Raw genomic sequence first — 20,437 nt, forward strand, 5'->3', positions numbered from 1 at the left:
ATCACCCCGACACACACCCAACCCCGGCGGGAGCCAAGGCTGCTGCTTCAGCCCCTGCGACCTTTCGGCTCCGCCGCACCATCCAGCCTCGCCGCACAATCCAGCCCCTCCGGCGTTTGAGGAGCGGGGTCCGGGGCGGAGCCCCGGTCTTTGAGCCGCACCATCCCGTCCCGCCGCACCCCCAGCCCCGCCGGCGTTTGAGGCGCGGGGCTAGGGGCGGAGCCCCGGTAGTTCAGCCTCGCCGGCGTTTGAGGCGCGGGGTGCGGGGCGGAGCCCCGGCTTTGAGTCGCACGGTCCCGCCCCGCGGCAGAGGCACGGCAGGCGGGCTAGCCCGCGAATTCTCGGGCCAGGGCGCCCAGTTCGGTGCGCCAGGCGCGGGGGATGCGGGCGGCGGCCACGGCTTCGTCCGCGCGGACCACGAGGGCGGCGATCGTCTCCTCGGCCCGTTCCCGCGCCTGCGCGTCGAAGAACACGTCGCGCAGGAACTGGGCGTCGCCGTCGAAGCCCGGGCCGCCGCTGAGGAAGCCGCGGATCCGCCAGGCGCCATGCACGGCCCGGGCGTATTCCTCGTAGGCCTCGCCCAGGTCCTCGCGGCCGGCGAGCGCGGCGCCCATCAGCAGCGAGTGCCGCAGCCCGTACCAGCCCGCGCCGCAGCCGCTGCCGCAGCCCTCCAGGCACTGCCCGGGCCAGGCGTCGTCGAGGTACTCGGTGGCCGCGGCGGCCTCCATGTGCGCGCCGATCGCCCGCTCGGCGCGCAGGTCGTCCCACAATCGCCGGGCCCCGTGCGGCAGCCGGACCGCCAGCCGGTCCCCGTAGGCGAGGGCCAGGTCCCCGGCGAGGACGGCGGTGCCCTCCCCGAAGCGGCGCGGTTCGCCGCGCCAGCCGTTGCGCTCGTGCTCGGCGGCATGGCTGATGTGCAGGGTCGGGATGCCCCGCCGCAGCGGCGCGTTGTCCCGTACGTCCGCCCGGATCACCAGGCAGGTGTCGAGCAGTTCGAGTGCGGCGGCGGCCGTCACCGCGTCCTCCCCCTCCGGGTCGCCGCCGGCGGCGAGGTACCCGGTGAGGCAGATCGCGGGGCGGGCCCGCTCCCCGCCGGCCTGGACGAGCTCGGCCACGCCCATCACCAGGACGGCGCTGCGCGGGTCGGACGTACGCCGGTTGCGGTGCTCCTCGGCGAGCAGTCCGGCGAGTCGCTCCTCGACCCGGTCGATCATGGCGTCGCGGACCTGTCCGGGCGACGCGGTGCGCCACGGCTGGTCGTGTGTCGGTGTGGTCATGGTGCCCTCCCTGCGGGCTACGTCCTCATGACCGACTGTCCCGCACACCGGGCGCGGAAGCCACCGAAGAGCGTGCACCGGCAGGTTCCGGCGTGCGCGGCGGGGCCGGGAGTCCCTGATGTCTGCCACGCACGGGCCGGAGGGGATTGGCTTGCCATCACCTTGTCATACCGGACCCCCGCCGCGTCAGACGAGCTCCGCGACGCCCGGCTGGAGGTCGGCCGGGAGCGCCTGCCGGCCGGGGATGTTCAGTTTCCGGTAGACCCGGGTCAGGTGCTGTTCCACCGTACTCACGGTGATGAAGAGCTTCTTGGCGATCTCCCGGTTGGTGTGGCCGTGCACCGCGAGCAGGGCCACCCGCCGCTCCGACTCGCTCAGGCTCGCCACCAGTCCGGCGTCCGGCGCCTCGGCCGCCTCCTGCGCCTCGTCGTCCTCACCGGTGTGGCCGGGCAGGATCTTCACGCACAGGGCCTCGGCCCCGCTCTCCTTGGCCAGGTGCCAGGCCCTGCGGTCGACCATGCCAGCCCGGGCCGGTTCGCCCACCTCGCGCAGCACCTGGCCGAAATCGCCCATGGCGCGGGCCAGTTCGTACTGGTCCCCGGAGCGCTGCAGTTCGTCGACGGCCCGGGCGAGCATCGCCTGCCGCTCCCTCGGCTCGCGCAGGGACGCCCGCAGCCGCAGCGACGTGCCGCGCACCCACGGGTCGGCGGCGTCCCGCGTGGTCAGCTGGTCCGCGAGGAACCGTTCCGCCTGGTGGGCCTCGCCGAGCCGGAGCAGGGCCTCCGCCGCGTCCGTGCGCCAGGGCAGGACCCGGGGCCGGTCCAGGCCCCACCGCTTCATGTGGCGGCCGATGTCCAGGAAGTCGCCCAGTGCCGCGTGGAACCGGCTCGTCGCCAGCGCGTACTGGCCCCGGGCGCGCAGGTGGCCCAGGACGTGGACGCTTCCCGCCAGTTCGGCGGGGACGGGCCGGCTCAGGACGGCCGCCGCCTCCTCGGTCCGGCCCATGGCGATGCGGGCCCGGGCGAGCGTCCCCGCCACCGCGCTCAGCAGGATGCTGCCGCGCCGGCCCGGCGCCGAGCGCAGGACCTCCTCGGCGGCGTCCGCCGCGCCCGTCAGGTCGCCCGCGCGCAGCCGTGCCTCGGCGAGCAGACCGGCGAACACGGCCCGCCAGCCGGTGGCTCCGCGCCGCGTCGCCTGCCGGACGAACTCCTCGCACCAGGGCAGCGCACGGGCCGGGCCGTCCAGGTACAGCAGGGTGCGCAGGGCTTGCGCCACCGGTTCCACCGTGCCCTCGGCGAGGGTGGCGCCGCGCAGGAACAGTTCGGCGGCGCGGACGGCCGCGCCCTCCTCCGGCTCCCCCGGCAGGGTCCACAGGGCGGCCGGGTGGACGGCGGCCCGGGCAGGACGGGCGGCCGGGTGCGGCCCGCCCTCGGCGGGTGCGCCGCGGCGGGCGGAGGCCGCCCACTGGGGGAAGGCCGAGAGACCGTCCAGCGGGTCCTCCCCCGGAACGCCGGTGCGGCGCCCGTCGGCGGGCGGGAGCCGTTCCAGTACGTCGACCGCCGCGTCGATGCGGCCCTGGGCGGCGAGTGCCCGGGCCAGCGAGCCGAGCGCGTGCGGGTCCAGCCTGCCCCCGGCCACGGCGGCCAGCGGGACCGCGAGGTGGTGTTCGGCGGCGGCCGGGTCGGTGCGGCCGGCGACGGTGCTGAGCCTGACGCTCACTTCGGCGCGCAGCGCGTCGTCCGGGCACGCCTCGTGGGCGAGCCGCAGGAGGGCCACGGCCAGGTCCGGCTCCCCGTCCGCGACGTGCTGGTCGGCGGCGGAGCGCAGGACGGGCAGCGCCCATTCCTCGCGGGTGTGCCGTGCGGCGAGGAGCTGCGCGGCGACCGCGGTGTCGGGCGCGCCCGACGCGCGGGCCAGCAGGGCGGCTTCCCGGTGCAGGGCCGGCCGGTCGGCCGGGTCCGTCCGGTCGAGTACGGCGGCCCGCGCGGCCGGGTGGCGGAATCCGCCCCCGGGGGCGAGCAGGCCCGCGGCCTCCAGCGCCGTGAGCGCCCGGGCCGCGGTGGCCTCGGCGGCGCCGGTCAGCCGTGCGAGGTGGGCGGGCGTCGCGAGGTCGTCGAGTACGGCGATCGCCCCGGCCAGTTCGGCCGTGGCGGGACCGCTGCGGTGGAAGCAGGCGAGGACGGCCCGGGCGTAGCAGTCGCCGGGCCGGGCCTGCGGGTCCTGCAGCAGGGCCCGCAGCAGCAGCGGGTTTCCACCGGTGACCTCGTACAGCCGGTCGGCCTCCGCCTCGGTGCGGTCCGCCGTCATCGCGCGGACGGCTTCGGGGGCGAGCCGGTGCAGGCGCAGCCGCGCGAAGTGGGGCAGCCGCATCAGCTCGGTGCCCAGCAGCGGGTCGTCGCCGTGTTCGTGCGCGGATTCGGCGAGGACCAGCAGGACCCCGGCCTGCCGGGTGCCGCGCGCGAGGTGCAGCAGGTAGCGGCGGGAGAGCTCGTCGACGTGGTGCAGGTCGTCGACGAGGACGACCACCGGTGCGGCGGTGCCCAGTGCGCGGACGGCCGCGGCGAAGGCCCGCATGGCCTCGACCCGGTCCGCCTCGTCGGGCGCCGGCGCGGGCAGCGCACCGGCCGGGGCGTCGGCGGCCAGCTGGCGCAGGACGCCCAGCGGATGGCCTTGTTCGGCCGCGGTGCCGATGGCGCGCAGAACGGTTGCGCCGCGGATCTCCGCCAGTCCGGCGGCCGTTTCCAGGAATTCGCTCTTTCCGCAGCCGACCGCGCCTTCGACGAGCAGCAGTCCGGAATTGCCGGATGCGCATCCCGAAAGCAGTGCATCTAAGAGAGAGATTTCCTCGGCGCGCCGGAACAAAAGCATAAGAGTCCCCCAGTGTCCCGGTTCCGCTTCTTCGCCGGGAAAGCACGAGAACGGAAAAGGGATGTTCGAGCGTGGAGCGAGCAAGAATTCACGAGCAGTCTAGGCGGGGATGGCACCGCCCACACTGTCCGGAAGTTGCCAGGCATCAATTCCCGGGGCCGGTGGCGGGGAAGATCCGGCGCGGGGTGTCCCGCGGGTGGCCGGGAGTCTGCCACTCGCGCGGATAGCCGACGGACACCTCCTCGAAGCGCACGCCGTCGTACCACGTGGTGCGCGGGATGTGCAGATGCCCGTAGACGACCGCGGCGGCCCGGAACCGGGTGTGCCAGTCGGCGGTGAGCTCGGTGCCGCACCACTGGGCGAACTCCGGGTGCCGCAGGATCCGGGTGGGGGTGCGCACGAGCGGGAAGTGGTTGACGAGCACGGTGCGCAGGTCGGGGTCGCAGGCGGCCAGCCGCTGTTCGGTGGCGGCGACCCGGGCCCGGCACCAGGCCTCCCGGGAGGCGTAGGGGTCGGGGTGCAGCATGAACTCGTCCGAGCACACCACTCCGGCCTCGTACGCCTGTTCAAGCGCCTCTTCCTTGGTGGCGGCGGTGGGCGTGCGGAAGGTGTAGTCGTACAGCAGGAAGAGGGGGGCCACGATGAGCGGGCCGCCCGGCCCCGACCAGACGGGGTAGGGGTCCTCGGGCGTGTGCACGCCGAAGGAGCGGCAGATCTCGACCAGCCGCCGGTAGCGCGCCTCCCCGCGCAGGGGGTGCGGATCGTCCCGCACGGTCCACAGTTCGTGGTTCCCGGGCGCCCACACCACGGTGGCGTAGCGCCGGGTGAGCAGGTCGAGGACCCATCGGAGGTCGTCGAGCGACTCGCTCACGTCGCCGGCCACGAGGAGCCAGTCGGCGGGACTGTCGGGACGGAGCTCCTCGACGATCCGGCGGTTCTCCGGGAATCCGACATGGAGGTCGCTGATACCCATGAGGTTTCCGTGCGGCATTCCGCGAGTGTGGACGACCGACTGCGGCATGAACACCCCTTCCCTACCCCTCAATTGACGAGAACGAACCCCTGTTCGGCCGCATGGCAGGGAGATGACAATGCCGCGCGGCCGGCTGCCAGTCTGCCCGCAGGCTACGCATGGACGGACCGGTGGATGGCAGCAGCCTGGGAGAGAACCGGGGTTACTCCGGGTCAGTCCGGTTGACCTGGGACTTCGTTGCTGGTCGAGGCGGGGCGACGGCGTGAGTGTGGGAGCTGTCAGACCGAAACAGCGACCCGAGGGAATGCCGTGCTCACAAAGCTCCTGCCCGCGAACGTCGCGACCGCCGAAGCCACCACCGACCCTGCCGACGTCTTCCTCTACCCCGAGGAAGAGCACCTGATCCGCAATGCCGTACCCAAGCGGCGGCTGGAGTTCGGCACCGTCAGGTGGTGCGCCCGTCGCGCCATGGGAAAGCTGGGCCTGCCCCCCGCTCCCGTGGTGCCGGGCCGGCGCGGTGTCCCGCAGTGGGCGCCTTCGGTCGTGGGATCCATGACCCACTGCGCCGGTTTCCGGGGCGTGGCACTCGCCCGCAGCGCCGAGTTCGCCTCCGTGGGAGTCGACGCGGAGCCCAACGCCCCCATGCCGGAAGGAGTGCTCGACTCGATCGCACTGCCCGAGGAGCTCCGTCTCGTACGGGAGCTGGGGCGGGCGGTGCCCGAGGTGGCGTGGGACCGGCTGCTCTTCAGCATCAAGGAGGCCGTCTACAAGACCTGGTTCCCGCTCACGGGGCAGGAACTCGACTTCACCGACGCCCTGGTGGGCGTCGATCCGGTGCAGGAGACCTTCCACGCCCGGCTCCTGCCGGATCCCTCCACACTCTCCCCGGCCGGGCCGACCGCGTTCAGCGGCCGCTGGTCGGCGGAGAACGGCGTACTGCTGAGTGCCATAGCGGTGCCGGCTGCCCGGCTCGCCGCCGTGGGCGCTCCGGTACGGAGAAGCGCTCCCCGCATCTGCCGTGCGGGGAGCGCCTTCTGAACCGTCAGCGGTGGGTGCCGGTCAGCCCCATCGGTCGTCGTCCGGTACGACACCCACCTCCGGGGTGTCCCCATCGAGCTGGACGGCGATCACGGACTCGGGGGCCGCGTTCGACACCACCGGGCCCGCCATGGCCTGAACTCCCACCGCTAATACCACACTCGTCACAACAGTCAAGCAAATCGAAGATACCTTAACGGAAACTGTCCTCACGACTTCCCCCAGTCGAAGATCGAGATCCACTCCACCCGTACCTCCGGACCCTTACGTCTCGCTGGCTCCGGGCGATGCGAACAGACTGCTTGATCTCGATCAGCCACGCCAAGGGCGGGACGTTGGCGTAAAGTTACGTGGCAGCAATTACACCGATCAGCGGGGGCTGGCATGTTTACTGGGGAGGGCTCGGATTCAGGGTTCGCCGAGCTGGACGACATCAGCGCCACCGCGTACGGTCTGGCGGTAGAGCGCGGCCGCTTCGCCCGTGAGCAGATTGCCGAACAACTGTCGCTGACGCCCGAGGAGATCACCCGGGTGGAGCAGGTGCTCCGCGGAGTCCGCCTGTTGCAGTCAATGCCGGGAAACCCCGAAGAGCTGACCCCCGTCACCCCGGACGTCGCAGCCGCATCCCTGGTGGGACCCGCCGAACGGCACATACGCGACCTGCAGCAGGCGGTCACCGACGTCCGGGCCAAGCTGCTGTCCCTGACACCCCTGTACTTCGAGGGGCGCCGCCTGCGCAACCGGCTGGAGGCCTTCGACGTCATCACCGACGTCTCCCGGATCCAGGCGATGCTCGACCACCTGAGCCAGAACTGCAAGAGCGAGCTGCTCACCGTCCAGCCCGGTGGCGCACGGCCGGCGGATCTGCTCGCGGAGGCCAGGGACTCGGCCCTGTCCACCCTCTCCCGCGGCGTCCGGATCCGGACGATCTATCAGCACACCGCCCGCAATGACCTGCCCACCCGCTCCTACGTCCGCGAGGTCAGCGAACAGGGCGCGGAGATCCGGACCGCGGACGAAGTCATCGACCGGCTGATCATCTACGACCGGGAGGTCGTCTTCCTGCCGGAGCGCACCCGTGGCGGCAGCACCCCCGGTGCGGCGATCGTCCGCGAGCCCACGCTCGTGGCGTTCCTGTGCTCCGTCTTCGAGTACCTGTGGGACGGTGCGTCGCCGTACGTCGTCGAGTCCCAGCGCTCCCCGGCTTCCTCGGACGAGCTCAAGTGGTCGATCATCCGGCTGATGACCAAGGGGTACAAGGACGAGATGGTCGCGCGCCGGCTCGGCATGTCCGTGCGGACCTGCCGCCGCCACATCGCCGAGATCACCGAGGAGCTGGAGGCCACCAGCCGCTTCCAGGCCGGCTACAACGCCGCCCGGCAGGAGATGCTCTCCGGGGGAACGGTGCCCTCCTTGTCGTGATCCCGGCGATGTGCACTCAGCGGCCGGCGCCCTCGCCGTACACCGTCCCGTCGTACGCGATCCCGCCGTACACCGCCTCCTCGTACGCGGTCTCGTCCAGCGCCTCCGTGATCGCGTCCGCGCAGTCCTGGTCGAGCATCGTGGTGACGTGGGCGTCCTGGAGCCGGCCGAAGCCCGCGTCGTACACCGCGGCACTGACGACGTAGCCGTCGGCGACCGGGAACGTACGGAAGATCCACTCGTCCCCGGTCCCGGCGGTCCCGTCGGGCCGCTGGACCCGCACGGCCCTGCCGTCCGGACCGAAACCGAACTCCGTGAACCGGAACTGCATGCCCTGGCCGATGGCCTTGCTGTAGGCCTCCTTGAGGGTCCACAGCCGCACCAGCGCGTCGTTGCGCTCCGCCACCGGCATCCCGGACAGCAGCACCGACTCGTACGGCGTGCAGATGTGCCGGCCCAGTCCGCCCCCGTGCATCTCGCGGTCGGCCCGTTCCGCGTCCACCCCGATCAGGCCGGTGGTCGTCAGTCCGACGAGCAGCAGGTCCTCGGTGTGGCTGAGGCTGATGTCGATCTGGTCGCAGCCGCGCAGGTACGGGCGGCCGGTCGGCCCGTAGGCCAGTTCCAGGTCCGCGGGATCGCTGTCGAGCACCGCGCCCGCCGCGTACTTCAGGAGCATCCGGGAGGCGATGTAGCGGTCGCGTACGTCCGCGTGCGTCAGGTCGAGGTAGCGCGTCCAGTCCCGGCCGAGCAGCTCGCGCAGCCCGTCCCCGGACGGCACGCGCGGCTCCAGGTCCCTCAGCCATGCGTAGACGAGCGCCGTCCCGTGGGCGGCGAGGTCGTCCCTGACCCGGTCCCACGAGTCGCCTCCCGGGACCACGGCGACGGGCTCACCGAGCGGTGGGCCGAGCGAGGGGCTGCCCGGGGCAGTCATCCGTACTCCTTCACGAGGGTGTGGATCTCCCGGAGGCGGTGCGCCTCCAGCAGACGGTGTACCGGTACCCGGTGGCCCGACTCCTCCAGGAGCGCCACCAGGCGAAGCAGGTTCAGCGAGTCCCAGCCGGGCAGGTCCGCCAGTGCGGTGTCCGCGCCTTCGGGAATCGCGATGTCCAGGCCGAGGTCGTCACGGACCGTCCGCAGGAACACGTCGAGGCTATCGAGGCTCATCCGTCCGTCTTCCCCCTGGGGTTTCGGTGATGCGCACGTGCGCCGGGACTTCCGGCACCCGCGCCAGGTCGTGGTGGAACTCCACCGCCGCGTCCGCCGGCCCGCCGGCATCCGCCCGCGTGAATCCGCAGGACGGGTAGAAGTCGCGGGCGCGGTGGTTGCGCGGGGTGGGGACGTACCGGGCGGTCACCCCGGTCAGTCCGAGGGCGCGGGCCTGCTCCAACAGCACCGCGAGGCAGGCCTGTTCGACGCCGCGGGCGAGCACCCGGCAGCTGAGCCACATGTTGTCCAGCAGCAGGACCCCCTCCGTGACGGTTCCGAGCACCGCGCCGACCAGGCCGTTGTCGCCGAACCGGTCCGCACTGCGGGCGGCGAGCAGCAGGCGTGCGGGGTCGGCGGCCAGGGCGGCCAGTTCGGACTCGGTGTGGCCCCCGCCGGCCAGGTTGAACTGATTCGTGCGCAGGGTCAGCTGGGACATCCGGGCGAACTCGTGGGGGCGGGGCGGGCCGAGCCCGACCCGCACCTCCAAGGCCCGCAGGAACTCCTCGTGGGATCCCGAACCCGCCTGCAGCGCCCGGCGCTCGCGCTGCCGGTGGTAGTCGCCGGTCCTGGCCCGGTCCTCGTCGGTCAGCCGCAGGGTGTCGAACCAGCCGTCGGCCAGCAGCCGGGTCACGTGCAGCGCGGGTTCCCCGTCGAGGGCCACGACGGCCACGTCGGGCGCCCCGTGCCGCACCTGCGCGCGCTCGGCCGGTGAGTCGTCGGCGAAGACGAGGGCGTCGGCTCCGAGGTCCAGTGCCTGCGCGATGTCGGCCAGATTGGCGTCCTTGGGCTCCCAGTTGGCGTTGATCCGTACGAAGTCGGCCTCGCGCAGCACCAGATCGGGGTGGGTTTTCAGCGCCCCGAGGACCGGACCCTCGTCGTTCTTGCTGCTGACCGCGAGGAGCACGCCCTGGGAGCCGAGCTGTTTGACGCACTTCTGGAAGGCCCCGAAGGCCTCCCCGCGCAGGGTGCCGGCCGCCGCGATGCCCTCGGGCCCCTCCTCGCCGAGCACCCCGTCCCACAGGGTGTTGTCGAGGTCGAGCACGAGGCACTTGCGGACCCGGCCGGCCAGCGCGCGGGCCAGGTGGCCGACCTCGCGGGCGTAGGCGGCGAGGAGTTCCGCTCCGAGCTGGACCTTGGCGTGGCGGGCCAGCCGCGGGTCGGTGACCGGCCCGCCCTCGCCGACCAGCGGTTCCAGGTCGATCACCACGAGCCGGGCGGCGGACGCGGCGAGCCGCAGCAGGCGGGCGTTGAACTCCCGCCACACGGCGCCCAGGAGGGCCCGGGAGCGGTGGTCGATCAGCTGGTGGCTGTAACCGCGCGGCAGCGGAAGGGTGTTGAACACCAGGGTCCCCGGAGCCGCCCCGGCCAGCGCGGCGCACCGGCCGAGGACCTCCTCGGCCGCACGTTCCACGTCCTCGGGCCGCCACACCGCGGGAACCTCCGCGAAGACGGTCTCGGCGTCCAGCAGGCACAGGGTGAGGTCCGGCCGGGCCGTCCACAGCTCGCTTCCGGGGTCGGTCAGGTCGCGCAGGTAGGTGCCGTGTTCGCCGAGCACCGGCCTCAACAGCAGGCCGTGCCGGGCCAGTTCGCCCCGGAGCGGGTCGACGACGTGGCCGACGGTGGACTGGCCGGTGACGGCCACCGTCACGACGGGGGTCCGCGGGTGGTGGGCCAGTACGGCGTCGGCGTCGAGCCCGCCGAGCAGCCGGCCGGCCGCGGCCGCGGACACCGCTCCTCCGGCCGTCCCGGCCCCGGATCCGGGGCCGTCCGGCCCGCCCTCCTGCGCGAGCAGTCCGGGTACCTCGTCGTACGCCTTCTCCAGCAGACCCTGTGCGCGCAGTTCGCGCAGTCGGTCCAGTCCCGTCGTCATCGACGCCTCACACCTTCTCCAGGGCGAACCCGGCCCGGATCCACCTGCTGGACTCCACGCACAGGGCCAGTGCCCGGTCGCCGGCGGCGAACTGCGGGAGCAGACGCTCCAGTTGCAGGAAGGGCAGGGCGTTGCCCGTGTTGCCGGTCTCGGACACGCAGGAGACCTCCCGCGCGGGGCCGGCCGGCAGCCGCTCCACGATGCGTGCGGTCATCCGCTCGGACAGCTGGGGCGGCAGCAGGAAGCCGATGTCGTCGAGGCTCCACCCGAGGCCCCCGAGCAGTTCCCAGAGGATCTCCACGGAGATCTTCGGCACGTGCTCCTCGATCGCCTTGTAGTCCTCGGCCAGCATCCGCCGCTCCGAGTCGCGGTCGGTGGTTCCGTACCAGTCCAGGAGCTGGCCGGGCGGACGGCCCTGCCCGGTCCAGGAGTTCAGCACCGCTCGTACGGCGACCCGCTCGCCCTCGGGCTCGTCCGTGAGGACCGCGGCGCCGGCCCCGTCCCCGAAGAGGACGTAGTTGACCAGTTCCTCGGTGGGCATCCGGGCGGCGTCCCGCCGCGGCGACAGGAACCGGTGCGTGACGTCCCCGCCGAGGATCAGGCCGGCCCGGCGGCCGCCGAGGATCAGGGTGCGGCCCAGGTCGAGGGCCTGGACTGCGCCGGAGCAGCCCGCCTGGATCTGGTAGACGGGCAGGTGGTCGAGGCCCAGCCGGTCGGCGACCTCGGTCGCGGTGGTCGGCAGCAGCAGGTCGGGGGTGGCGGTCGCGAGGACCACGAACTCGATGTCGGCGGGGCCGAGTCCCGCGGCGCCCATGGCCTGGGCGCCGGCCTCGGCGCACAGGTCGGCGAGGGAGCCGCGGACCTCTCCGGTGACCGGGTCCCAGCCGAAGTGCCGGGTCCTGGTGCCGACGAAGATGTCGATCCACTCCTCGCTCACGCCCAGCAGCGCGCCGAGCGCGGTGTTGTCCACCGGGGCGCCGGGCAGCGCCGTACCGGTCCCCGCGAGGTACACCGCGGCGCGGTCCGCCGCGTGCGCGGCCCGCGTCATGCCGACCTCGCCAGGAGCATGTCGTCGAGGAAGGCGGCCAGCGAGCCGACCGAGCGCAGGGCGGGCAGCATCTGCTGCACGGAGACCTCGCCGACCCGCGGCAGCCTGGCCTCCACCTGGTTCTTGAGCTGCATGATCATCACCGAGTCGAAGCCGAGGTCCTCGTAGAAGCGGGCCTCGCGCACGACGCGTTCCGGGGGATAGCCGCCGACCTCGGTGACGGCCTGGACGACCGCGAGCAGCACCGGGTCGTCAGAGTGGGCCCCGGTCCCGGCCCCTGGGGGCTCGGCGACCGGCGGGTCGGTGACCGCCGGGACGGCGACGGGCCCTGCGGCCTGAGGCGGGGCGGGCTGGGGCTGGGGCTGGGCCGAGTGCACGAACGCCTGCCGGTCCCAGTGGCGCTGCGCCGACGAGAACACGTACGGGCTCAGCGCTTCGACGACCCGGTGCTCCGGCGCGTACAGCTCCTCCCAGAGCGGGTCCAGCCCGCCGCGGTACAGGGCGGCGACGGTCGCCGCGAGCTCCTTCCCCGTGGCTTCGGCGCCCGGGGCCGGGTGCAGGAACTCCGCCGCCGCCGCGCGCCCGCCCCGGGCGGCGATCTGCAGGAGCGTGCCGCGCGGGCCGATCTCGATCAGGTGGGTGGGGGCGACGTCGGCGACGAGCGCGCCGAGCGCGGTGTCCATGAGCACGGGCTCCTCGATCTGGTCGGCCCAGTAGCCGGCGTCCATGAGGTCGTGGCGCAGCATCCGGCCGTGCCGGGTCGAGGCCACCGGCACGGTGGGCGGCCCGCAGCGCACCGGCTCGGTGCGCAGGCCCGCGGCGGCCGGGGCCATCAGGGGCGAGTGGAAGGCGTGGGAGACCGGCAGCCGCTTGACCCGTACGCCGCGGCCCGTGAGCTCGCGCCCGATCCGTTCCAGTGCCTCCAGCGGTCCGGACAGCACGGTGTCCGCTGGGCCGTTGAGCGCCGCCACGACCGTGCCCGGCTCCCCCGCCAGGAGTTCCGCGAGCTCGTCGGGGCCGGTGGCTGCGGCGATCATGCCGCCGTCGGCGGGCAGTTCGCCCATCAGCGCGCCCCGCCGGACGACCAGGCGGGCGGCTTCGTCGAGCGAGAGGGCCCCGGCGGTCACGGCGGCGGCGTACTCGCCCAGGCTGTGGCCGAGGACGGCCGCCGGGGTGATCCCGAGCGAGGTGAGCGTACGGGCCAGCGCGTAGCCGACGGCGAACAGCGCGGGCTGCGCGAACTCGGGCCGGTGCACCCGTTCGTCGCCGCTGAGGATCAGCTCGCGCACCGACGTGCCGAGGTGTGCGGCGAGCGCCTCGTCGGCCTCCGCGAGATGGCGCCGGTAGGCCGGGGAGTCGCGGTGGAGCCCGGCCGTCATGCCGGGGTACTCGCTGCCCTGGCCGGTGAAGAGGAAGGCCACGACCGGCCTGCCCCACGGGCGTCCGCCGCTCCCGGCCGCGTCCTGGGGGGCCGCCGCGCGGCGCAGTTCGGCCACGAGCTCGTCGGTGTCGCGCACGGGGGCCGCGAACCGGTACGGCAGGCCGGTCTTGATCCGGTTGCTGCTCCGGCACAGGGCCGCCGCCCCGCCGCGCGGCCGCCTGGCGACCGCGTCGGCCTGGGCGGCGAGGTTGCGGCGCAGCGCCTCGGGGGTGTCGCCGCTGACGGTGAAGACGCCGACGGCGTCGCGTGCCGCGCCCGTACGGGCTCCCGCGGCGACCGGGATCCGGGGCGCCGAGCCCAGGACGGCGTGGGCGTTCGTCCCGCCCATGCCGAAGCTGCTGACCCCGGCGAGGCTCTCCCCGCGGGGCAGCCGCATCGGGGACTTCAGCAGCCGCATGCCGCGTTCGCCGAGCCGCAGCTGCGGGTTCTCGCGGTCGGCGTAGAGGCTGGCGGGGACGATCCGGTGGTGCAGGGCCAGCACGGTCTTGATGAGGCCGGCGATGCCCGCCGCGCCCTCGGTGTGGCCCAGGTTGCCCTTGACGGAGCCGACCGCGCAGGGGGTCTCGCGCGGGATCCCGTGCACCGCGCCGAGCGCCGCGCACTCGATGGCGTCGCCGAGCACGGTCCCGGTGCCGTGCGCCTCCACGAAGGCGACCCGGTCGGGGGTGACCCCGGCGCGCCGGTACGCGGAGTTCAGCACCCGCTGCTGGGACCAGCGGTTGGGGGCGATCACCCCGTTGCTGCGACCGTCCTGGTTGACGGCGCTGCCGCGCAGGACGGCGTAGATCCGCTGTCCGTCGGCGAGCGCGTCGTCGAGGCGGCGCAGCACCACCAGGCCCACGCCGTCGCTGCGCCCGATGCCGTCGGCGTCGGCGCTGAAGGGCTTGCAGCGTCCGTCGGAGGCGGCCAGGCCGAGCTGGCCGTAGACCATGCCCAGGGACGGCGAGAGCACGACGTTGACGCCGCCGGCCAGGGCGGTGTCGCACTCCCCGGTCAGCAGGGAGCCCGCGGCGAGGTGGACGGCGACGAGCGAGGACGAGCAGGCCGTGTCCACGGCCAGGCTAGGTCCGGTGAAGTTGAAGTGGTAGGAGATCCGGTTGGCGGCCATGCCGGCGCTGCTGCCGGCGCCGAGGAGCGGGGTGACGCGGGCGAGGTCGCTCATGGTGAGGCGGCCCCATTCGCCGCCCATCACACCGATGAACACCCCGGTCTCGGTGCCCGCGAGGTCGCCGGGGGCCCGGCCGGAGTCCTCCAGGGCCCGCCATGCGCAGGGCAGCAGCAGCCGGTGGTGCGGATCCATGGCGGCGGCCTCGCGCGGGGTGACGGAGAAGAAGTCGCTGTCGAAGACATCGGCGTCGTCGATGAAACCGCCGCTGCCGCTGACGGCGGGGAAGTCCCGGGCTTCCCAGCGCTGCGCGGGGACGGGGCCGATCCCGTCCCCGCCGCGCATCAGCAGGTCCCAGTACGCCTGCACGCCGGCCGCCCCGGGGAACGCGCAGTCGATCCCGACGACGGCGATGTCCCCCATCAGTGCCGGCCCTGCGCGTCCGGGGAGGCCGCCGGGAGCACCGTCGACAGGTAGTCGACCAGGCTGGTCACGGTCGGGTGGTCCCAGAGCAGGGTGGGCTCCACCTCGAGGCCGAACTCGTCCTCCAGGTCGCCGCACAGGCTCAGGGCCGCCACCGAGTCCATGCCGTACTCGGCGAGCGGCACGCTCGGGTCGATGGTCTCGGGTGCGCGCCGCAGGTAGAGCGAGAGCCGGGCGTACAGCCACTCGTGGGGCAGCACGCCGTCGATGGCCGCGGCGGGCCGAGCGGTGGGAACGGTCATCGTGGGACTCCTTCAGTGCGTACGGGCATCCACCGGCGGCCGGGGGAAACCGGTCAGCCGGGGATGGGCGTGGAGTAGAGGTCGTAGCTGATCTGGGTGCTGAAACGGAGCTGGACCTCGTGCCGGATCCGGGTCTCGCACTCCGCCGGCAGGTCGGCGACGCGCGTGCCCAGCCGCCGGGCGATGCGGTGCAGCGCGGCGGCGGCCCAGGACGGGTCGGCGAGGAAGGGGTCGGGCCCGTAGCGGCCCTGGTCCCACAGGCCCAGTACGGCGGCCGCGGCCAGCAGCAGCGCGTACCGGTCCATGAGGGCGAACTTCGCGGGCTGCGCGGTGGCCGCCGCACCGGCCGCCTCCAGCCGCAGCACCCGGGCCCGGACGTCGCGGAACTCCTCGACGAGCTGCCCGGCGAGCGTGCGCAGGGCGCTCTCGACGGGGCCGGTGCCGTCGATGCCCGCGCTGACGGCGAGCATGGTCGCGCTGAGCGAGTCCCGGCCGCACGCGAGGCTGAGCCGGTCGGTCCGCAGCGGCGGCAGGTCGCCCTGCAGCCGGAACAGCCCGGCGGGCGCCTCGTCCTCGACGAACCAGGAGGCCCGCGCCAGCCGTGGCATCTGCGGGATGACGGTGGCCTGGCAGGCGACGGTCCCGGCGTGGCCGAGGCTGAGCACCGGTACGTCCCTGACGTGCTTCTGGAAGATGCCGAGCGTGCCCTCGCGCGTGTAGAAGCCGGAGCCCAGCACGATGGACAGGTCGTACATGGTCTCGGTGAGGACGCGGGGCAGCAGGTACTTGAGCGCCGCCGAGTAGACGCTCGTCTCGGCGGGCAGCAGGTGCAGGGCCCGGGTGGCGACCACGGCGAGGGCGTCGTACAGCAGCAGGTTGACGAAGGCGTTGGTGAGCGCGGCGCCCGTGCGGCCGCCGTCCCCGCGTCCGCCCGCCTGCCAGCCGCCGGAGCGCTCCCGGTCGAAGCGGACGGCGGTGCGCAGGCTGGTGTCGAGGGCCGCGACGGCCGTCGCGGCGATCACGGTCCGGCTGATCTGGAACGAGCGCAGGGCGGTGGTGATCCCGCTGCCCTCCGGGCCCAGCAGGGCGGACCGGGGCACCGGGCAGTCGTCGAACTCGACCCCGGCGAACCTGCAGCCGCGCAGCCCGACCGGGGTCCGGCGCGCCGTCACGGCCGCCCGTGCGTCCGTCAGCTGCCCGGGCTCCAGCAGGAGCACCGAGTGGCTGCGGCTGCCGGGGGCGGGGTCGGTACGGCAGAACAGCACCAGCGCGCCGGCCCGTTCCAGGTCGTTGACCATGGGCTTTCCGCCGCTGATCAGGTAGCCGTCGCCGCTGCGGCGGGCGGTGACCTGACTGCGGACGTAGTCGTTGCTGTGGGCGGTCTCGTGCTGCGCGATGGCCGCCTTGCCGCCGTCGCGCAGCAGCCCGGCGAGCCAGTGCCGCTGCCGGGAGCTCCCGGCGGTCCAGACGTCGGAAGCCGCCATGAAGGTGGTCATGCCGTGGCCCATGGCCAGGCCCACGTCCCGGCGGAAGACCGGGCGCATGATCCTGACCAGAGTGTCCATCCCGTCGAGCCGCCCGCCCAGGGCGCGCGGTATGAACTCGTCGGTGATGCCGAAGCCGTCGAGCAGCGCCTCGCCCGCGGCGAAGGGCACCGCGGCCCGGTCGGCCTCCAGCAGCGCGGTGTAGCCGACCGGGTTGGCCGGGTCCGAGGGGTCGCCGAACAGCGCCTCCAGCTCGGCCACCCGGGCCCGGACGGACTTCTCGCGCTGCTGGGCCACCGCCTGGTCGCCGAGGAGCGACGTCACCACCGTCTTCCTCCGTCGGCTCCTTCCGGCCGCAGCAGGTCTTCCCCGAACAGCACGTCCTCGGCGCGGGCCAGCGCGAACACGTCCGGGGTCAGCACCTCGTACTCGCCGCGCATCACCCCGTCGAGGAAGAGCTTGCGCATCAGGGTGCGCTGGACCTTGCCGCTGCTGGTGCGGCGTACGGTGCCGGGGCGTACGAGCAGCACGTTGCCGGCCGGGATCTCGAACTGCTTGCCGATCAGGGCCTGGATCCGCTGTGCGACGGTGCGCAGTTCGGCGCTGCCCGCCCCGCGCACCTCCTGGACGAGGACGAGCTGCTCGCCGCCGGCGTCCACGGAGAACGCGGCGCCGGCGCCGAAGGTCAGCGCGGGGCTGACGGTCCGGGCGGCCCACTCGATGTCCTGCGGGTACACGTTGCGGCCGTTGATGATGATGACTTCCTTGAGCCGCCCGGTGACGAACAGTTCGCCCTCTTCGAGCATGCCCAGGTCGCCGGTGCGCAGGAAGTTGCTCTCCTCGCCGTTGAGGCTGGCGAGGAAGGTGTGCGCGGTCTCGGTGGGCCGCCGCCAGTAGCCGCGGGCCACGCTGTAGCCGCGCAGCCAGATCTCGCCGACGGCGCCGCCCGGCAGTTCGCGGTGGGTCAGCGGGTCGACGATGCGGACCTCCACGTCGACGGGGGTGCCGCAGCCGATCAGGGTCTTGACGTCCTGTCCGGAACCGGCGCGGAGCACCTGGTCGCGCTGCAGGGCGGTCTTGTCGAAGTCCCTGCTGACGTGCGGGGTGCCGGGGACCCCGCCGGAGACGACCAGGGTCGCCTCGGCCAGTCCGTAGCAGGGGTAGAGGGCCTCGGGGCGGAATCCGGCCGGGGCGAACCGCTCGGCGAACTCGTCGAGGCTCTCGGGGCGTACGGGTTCCGCGCCGTTGAGGGCCAGCCGCCAGCGGGACAGGTCCAGCGCGGCGATCTGCTCGTCCTTCACGCGGCGTACGCACAGGTCGTAGGAGAAGTTGGGGCCGCCGCCCACGGTGACGCCGTACTCGTCGATGGCCTGGAGCCAGCGCAGCGGGCGCTTGACGAAGGACAGCGGGGTGACCTGGACGCTGTGGCTGCCGAGCCAGACCGGGTGCAGGAGGTGGGCGACCAGTCCCATGTCGTGGAAGTAGGGCAGCCAGCTTCCGAAGACGTCCTCGCGGGTGGTCCGCAGCACCTTCTGCAGGGCGGCCTGGTTGGCCAGGAGGTTGCGGTGCGAGACGGTCACGCCGCGCGGTTCGGAGACGGAGCCCGAGGTGTACTGGAGGAACACCAGGTCGTCCGGGCGGGCGCTGAAGGGCTGGAAGGCGTCGGCGTCGCCGATGCCGGGCACGTCGCTGACCACGCACACCGCGTCGGGGCCGGCGTTGCGGGCGAGCCAGAGCGCGACCTCGGGGGCGGCGTCCGTCTCGGTGAGGACCACCTTCACGGCGGTGTCCTTGAGCACGGCGGTGGTGCGGTTGAGCCGCTTGTCGCGGCCCGCCTCGCCCGGCATGGGCACGGGGACCGCGATGGCACCGGCGTAGAGGCAGCCGGCGAACGCCTTGAGGAACTCGACGGTGGAGGAGTAGACGAGCAGCACCGGCTGCCCGGTCGCCCCGTGTTCCCGGAGGCAGGACGCGATGCGTCTCCCCTCGCGGTCCAGCTCGCCGTAGGTGAGGCGGTCGGCTTGCACTCCGCCGGCCGTGTCGCGCAGGAAGATGTGCACGTCCTCGTCGGCGAGTTCAGCCGCCCGAACCCGGAGGAGTTCGGTGAAGGTGGCGAAGCGTGACGGTGACATCCGCGGCATCCCCTCGGGTCAGCGGGCCCGTGGAATGGCGGACCTCGATTCCCCCGGATCCTGCGCGTACCTCCTTAAGGGGCGCTTGCGCCCGCCCGCGCCGGGGCCCCGGAGCGTGGGTCCGCCGCCCGCGGGGGCCCGCGGACGGCACCCCTATCCCGGTCAGGGGGGTGGTCGGTGTTCTCCGCGCGCGCCCCGGCCGCCTTCAATGGCGGGCACTGCCCAGGGCCGCCATCGGCGCGCCCCGACGGCCGAGGAAACGGGTGGAGCATGACAGTTGCCGATGTCGGTGTCCGAGTGGCCGAACTAGGAGCGATCAAGGAGTCCGCCGAGCTGGGACCGTCCCCGAGCGCCTCCGAGGCGCAGCACGCCCGCGGCAAGCTGACCGTGCGCGAGCGCCTCGACCTGCTCTTCGATCCGGGCACCTTCCGTGAGATCGAGCAGTTGCGCCGGCACCGGGCCACGGGTTTCGGCCTGGAGGACCGCAGACCGCACACCGACGGCGTGGTGACCGGCTGGGGCAAGGTCGGGGGCCGCCGGGTGTTCGTGTACGCGCACGACTTCCGGATCTTCGGCGGCTCGCTGGGCGAGGCCCACGCACAGAAGATCCACAAGGTGATGGACCTCGCGCTGGCGGCGGGCGCCCCGCTGGTGTCGCTCAGCGACGGCGCGGGGGCCCGGATCCAGGAGGGGGTCACCGCGCTCGCCGGGTACGGCGGCATCTTCCGCCGCAACGTGGCGGCCTCCGGGGTGATCCCGCAGATCAGCGTGATGCTCGGGCCGTGCGCCGGCGGGGCCGCGTACTCCCCCGCGCTGACGGACTACGTGTTCATGGTGCGCGACATCGCGCAGATGTACATCACCGGCCCCGACGTGGTGCAGGCGGTGACCGGCGAGCGGATCAGCCACAACGATCTCGGCGGCGCGCAGGTCCACTCCTCCGTCTCGGGCGCGAGCGCCTTCCTCTACGACACCGAGGAGGAGTGCCTGGAGGAAGTGCGGCACCTGCTGTCGCTGCTGCCCTCCAACAACCGTGAGATGCCGCCCGCCGTGGCCGCCGGGGACCCGGCCGACCGCCGGACCGAGGCGCTGTCCGAGCTGGTCCCGGCCGACCCGGCGCGCTCGTACGACATGCGCGCGGTGATCGAGGAGATCATCGACGACGGCGATCTCTTCGAGGTGCACGCCCACTGGGCGACCAACATCATCTGCGGTCTGGCCCGGCTGGACGGCCACGTGGTGGGCATCGTCGCCAACCAGCCCGCCTCGCTCGCCGGGGTGCTGGACATCCACGCCTCGGAGAAGGCGGCCCGCTTCGTGCAGACCTGCGACGCCTTCAGCATCCCGCTGGTGACGCTGGTGGACGTGCCGGGCTTCCTGCCGGGCAGCGACCAGGAGCACAGCGGTGTCATCCGGCACGGAGCGAAACTGCTGTACGCGTACTGCGCGGCCACGGTGCCCCGGGTGCAGGTGATCCTGCGCAAGGCGTACGGCGGTGCCTACATCGTCATGGACTCCCGCTCGATCGGCGCGGACCTGTCGTTCGCGTGGCCCACCAACGAGATCGCCGTCATGGGCGCCGAGGGCGCGGCCAACGTCGTCTTCCGCCGGGAGATCGCCGCCTCGGACGACCCGGAGGCGGCGCGCGCGCAGCGGGTCAAGCAGTACCGGCAGGAACTCATGCATCCCTACTACGCCGCCGAGCGCGGCCTCGTCGACGACGTCATCGACCCGGCCGTCACCCGGCAGGTGCTGGCGGACGCGCTCGAAGTGCTGCGCGCCAAGCACGTGCCGCTGCCCGAACGCAAGCACGGCAACCCGCCGTTCTGACCCCCGTCCCCCATCTCC

At 73.4% G+C, this 20,437-nt stretch carries 14 protein-coding genes; 3 read left to right on the plus strand and 11 right to left on the minus strand.

Going from position 1 to position 20,437, the window contains the following annotated elements; genetic code table 11:
• Positions 1 to 326 precede the first annotated feature (326 nt).
• The 3 genes from ACIPYQ_RS22000 to ACIPYQ_RS22010 form a co-directional block, all read right to left on the minus strand.
• Entirely contained in the window at positions 327 to 1,277 is a 951-nt protein-coding gene (locus tag ACIPYQ_RS22000) for a polyprenyl synthetase family protein (RefSeq protein WP_401253643.1), read from the minus strand.
• Positions 1,278 to 1,463: 186 nt separating this feature from the next.
• The gene (locus ACIPYQ_RS22005) at positions 1,464 to 4,145 is read right to left on the minus strand and encodes an AAA family ATPase (RefSeq protein ID WP_401253646.1); all 2,682 of its coding nucleotides are present in this window, start codon (positions 4,143 to 4,145) and stop codon (positions 1,464 to 1,466) included.
• A gap of 145 nt (positions 4,146 to 4,290) precedes the next feature.
• Complete coding sequence (locus ACIPYQ_RS22010; RefSeq protein ID WP_401253648.1) at positions 4,291 to 5,118, minus strand: metallophosphoesterase family protein; 828 nt, start codon at positions 5,116 to 5,118, stop codon at positions 4,291 to 4,293.
• A gap of 309 nt (positions 5,119 to 5,427) precedes the next feature.
• Here ACIPYQ_RS22010 and ACIPYQ_RS22015 point away from each other — a divergent pair, with 309 nt between their 5' ends.
• Entirely contained in the window at positions 5,428 to 6,156 is a 729-nt protein-coding gene (locus ACIPYQ_RS22015; RefSeq protein ID WP_401253651.1) for a 4'-phosphopantetheinyl transferase, read from the plus strand.
• A gap of 384 nt (positions 6,157 to 6,540) precedes the next feature.
• The gene (locus ACIPYQ_RS22020; protein WP_401253654.1) at positions 6,541 to 7,578 is read left to right on the plus strand and encodes a LuxR C-terminal-related transcriptional regulator; all 1,038 of its coding nucleotides are present in this window, start codon (positions 6,541 to 6,543) and stop codon (positions 7,576 to 7,578) included.
• Between the two features lie 16 nt (positions 7,579 to 7,594).
• On the opposite strand, the gene ACIPYQ_RS22025 is transcribed toward ACIPYQ_RS22020, so the two are convergent.
• The 8 genes from ACIPYQ_RS22025 to ACIPYQ_RS22060 are packed head-to-tail and all read right to left on the minus strand — an operon-like array spanning position 7,595 to position 18,589.
• Positions 7,595 to 8,509, minus strand: a complete 915-nt coding sequence (locus ACIPYQ_RS22025; protein ID WP_401253657.1) for a 4'-phosphopantetheinyl transferase family protein — start codon at positions 8,507 to 8,509, stop codon at positions 7,595 to 7,597.
• Positions 8,506 to 8,742: a phosphopantetheine-binding protein gene (locus tag ACIPYQ_RS22030; RefSeq protein ID WP_401253660.1), complete on the minus strand. Its 237-nt coding sequence runs from the start codon at positions 8,740 to 8,742 to the stop codon at positions 8,506 to 8,508. The genes ACIPYQ_RS22025 and ACIPYQ_RS22030 overlap by 4 nt, the downstream gene beginning before the upstream one ends.
• On the minus strand, positions 8,729 to 10,654 hold the full coding sequence (locus ACIPYQ_RS22035; RefSeq protein WP_401253663.1) for an HAD-IIIC family phosphatase: 1,926 nt from the start codon (positions 10,652 to 10,654) through the stop codon (positions 8,729 to 8,731). The genes ACIPYQ_RS22030 and ACIPYQ_RS22035 overlap by 14 nt, the downstream gene beginning before the upstream one ends.
• A gap of 7 nt (positions 10,655 to 10,661) precedes the next feature.
• Positions 10,662 to 11,702 carry a 3-oxoacyl-ACP synthase III family protein gene (locus tag ACIPYQ_RS22040; protein WP_401253665.1) on the minus strand — a complete coding sequence of 347 codons (1,041 nt, stop codon included), beginning with the start codon at positions 11,700 to 11,702 and terminating at the stop codon, positions 10,662 to 10,664.
• Complete coding sequence (locus tag ACIPYQ_RS22045; RefSeq protein WP_401253667.1) at positions 11,699 to 14,671, minus strand: type I polyketide synthase; 2,973 nt, start codon at positions 14,669 to 14,671, stop codon at positions 11,699 to 11,701. Before ACIPYQ_RS22045 ends, ACIPYQ_RS22040 begins: the two co-directional genes overlap by 4 nt.
• Positions 14,671 to 14,973 carry an acyl carrier protein gene (locus tag ACIPYQ_RS22050; RefSeq protein WP_361754274.1) on the minus strand — a complete coding sequence of 101 codons (303 nt, stop codon included), beginning with the start codon at positions 14,971 to 14,973 and terminating at the stop codon, positions 14,671 to 14,673. The genes ACIPYQ_RS22045 and ACIPYQ_RS22050 overlap by 1 nt, the downstream gene beginning before the upstream one ends.
• A 53-nt stretch (positions 14,974 to 15,026) precedes the next feature.
• Positions 15,027 to 16,784: an acyl-CoA dehydrogenase gene (locus tag ACIPYQ_RS22055; RefSeq protein ID WP_362233700.1), complete on the minus strand. Its 1,758-nt coding sequence runs from the start codon at positions 16,782 to 16,784 to the stop codon at positions 15,027 to 15,029.
• Positions 16,778 to 18,589, minus strand: coding sequence for a fatty acyl-AMP ligase (locus tag ACIPYQ_RS22060; protein WP_401253671.1), 1,812 nt, complete (start codon positions 18,587 to 18,589; stop codon positions 16,778 to 16,780). The genes ACIPYQ_RS22055 and ACIPYQ_RS22060 overlap by 7 nt, the downstream gene beginning before the upstream one ends.
• Positions 18,590 to 18,859: 270 nt before the next feature.
• Here ACIPYQ_RS22060 and ACIPYQ_RS22065 point away from each other — a divergent pair, with 270 nt between their 5' ends.
• The gene (locus ACIPYQ_RS22065) at positions 18,860 to 20,419 is read left to right on the plus strand and encodes an acyl-CoA carboxylase subunit beta (RefSeq protein ID WP_401253674.1); all 1,560 of its coding nucleotides are present in this window, start codon (positions 18,860 to 18,862) and stop codon (positions 20,417 to 20,419) included.
• The last annotated feature ends 18 nt before the right edge of the window (positions 20,420 to 20,437 follow it).

This window comes from Streptomyces sp. NPDC090045 (assembly GCF_044747975.1).
Lineage (GTDB): Bacteria > Actinomycetota > Actinomycetes > Streptomycetales > Streptomycetaceae > Streptomyces.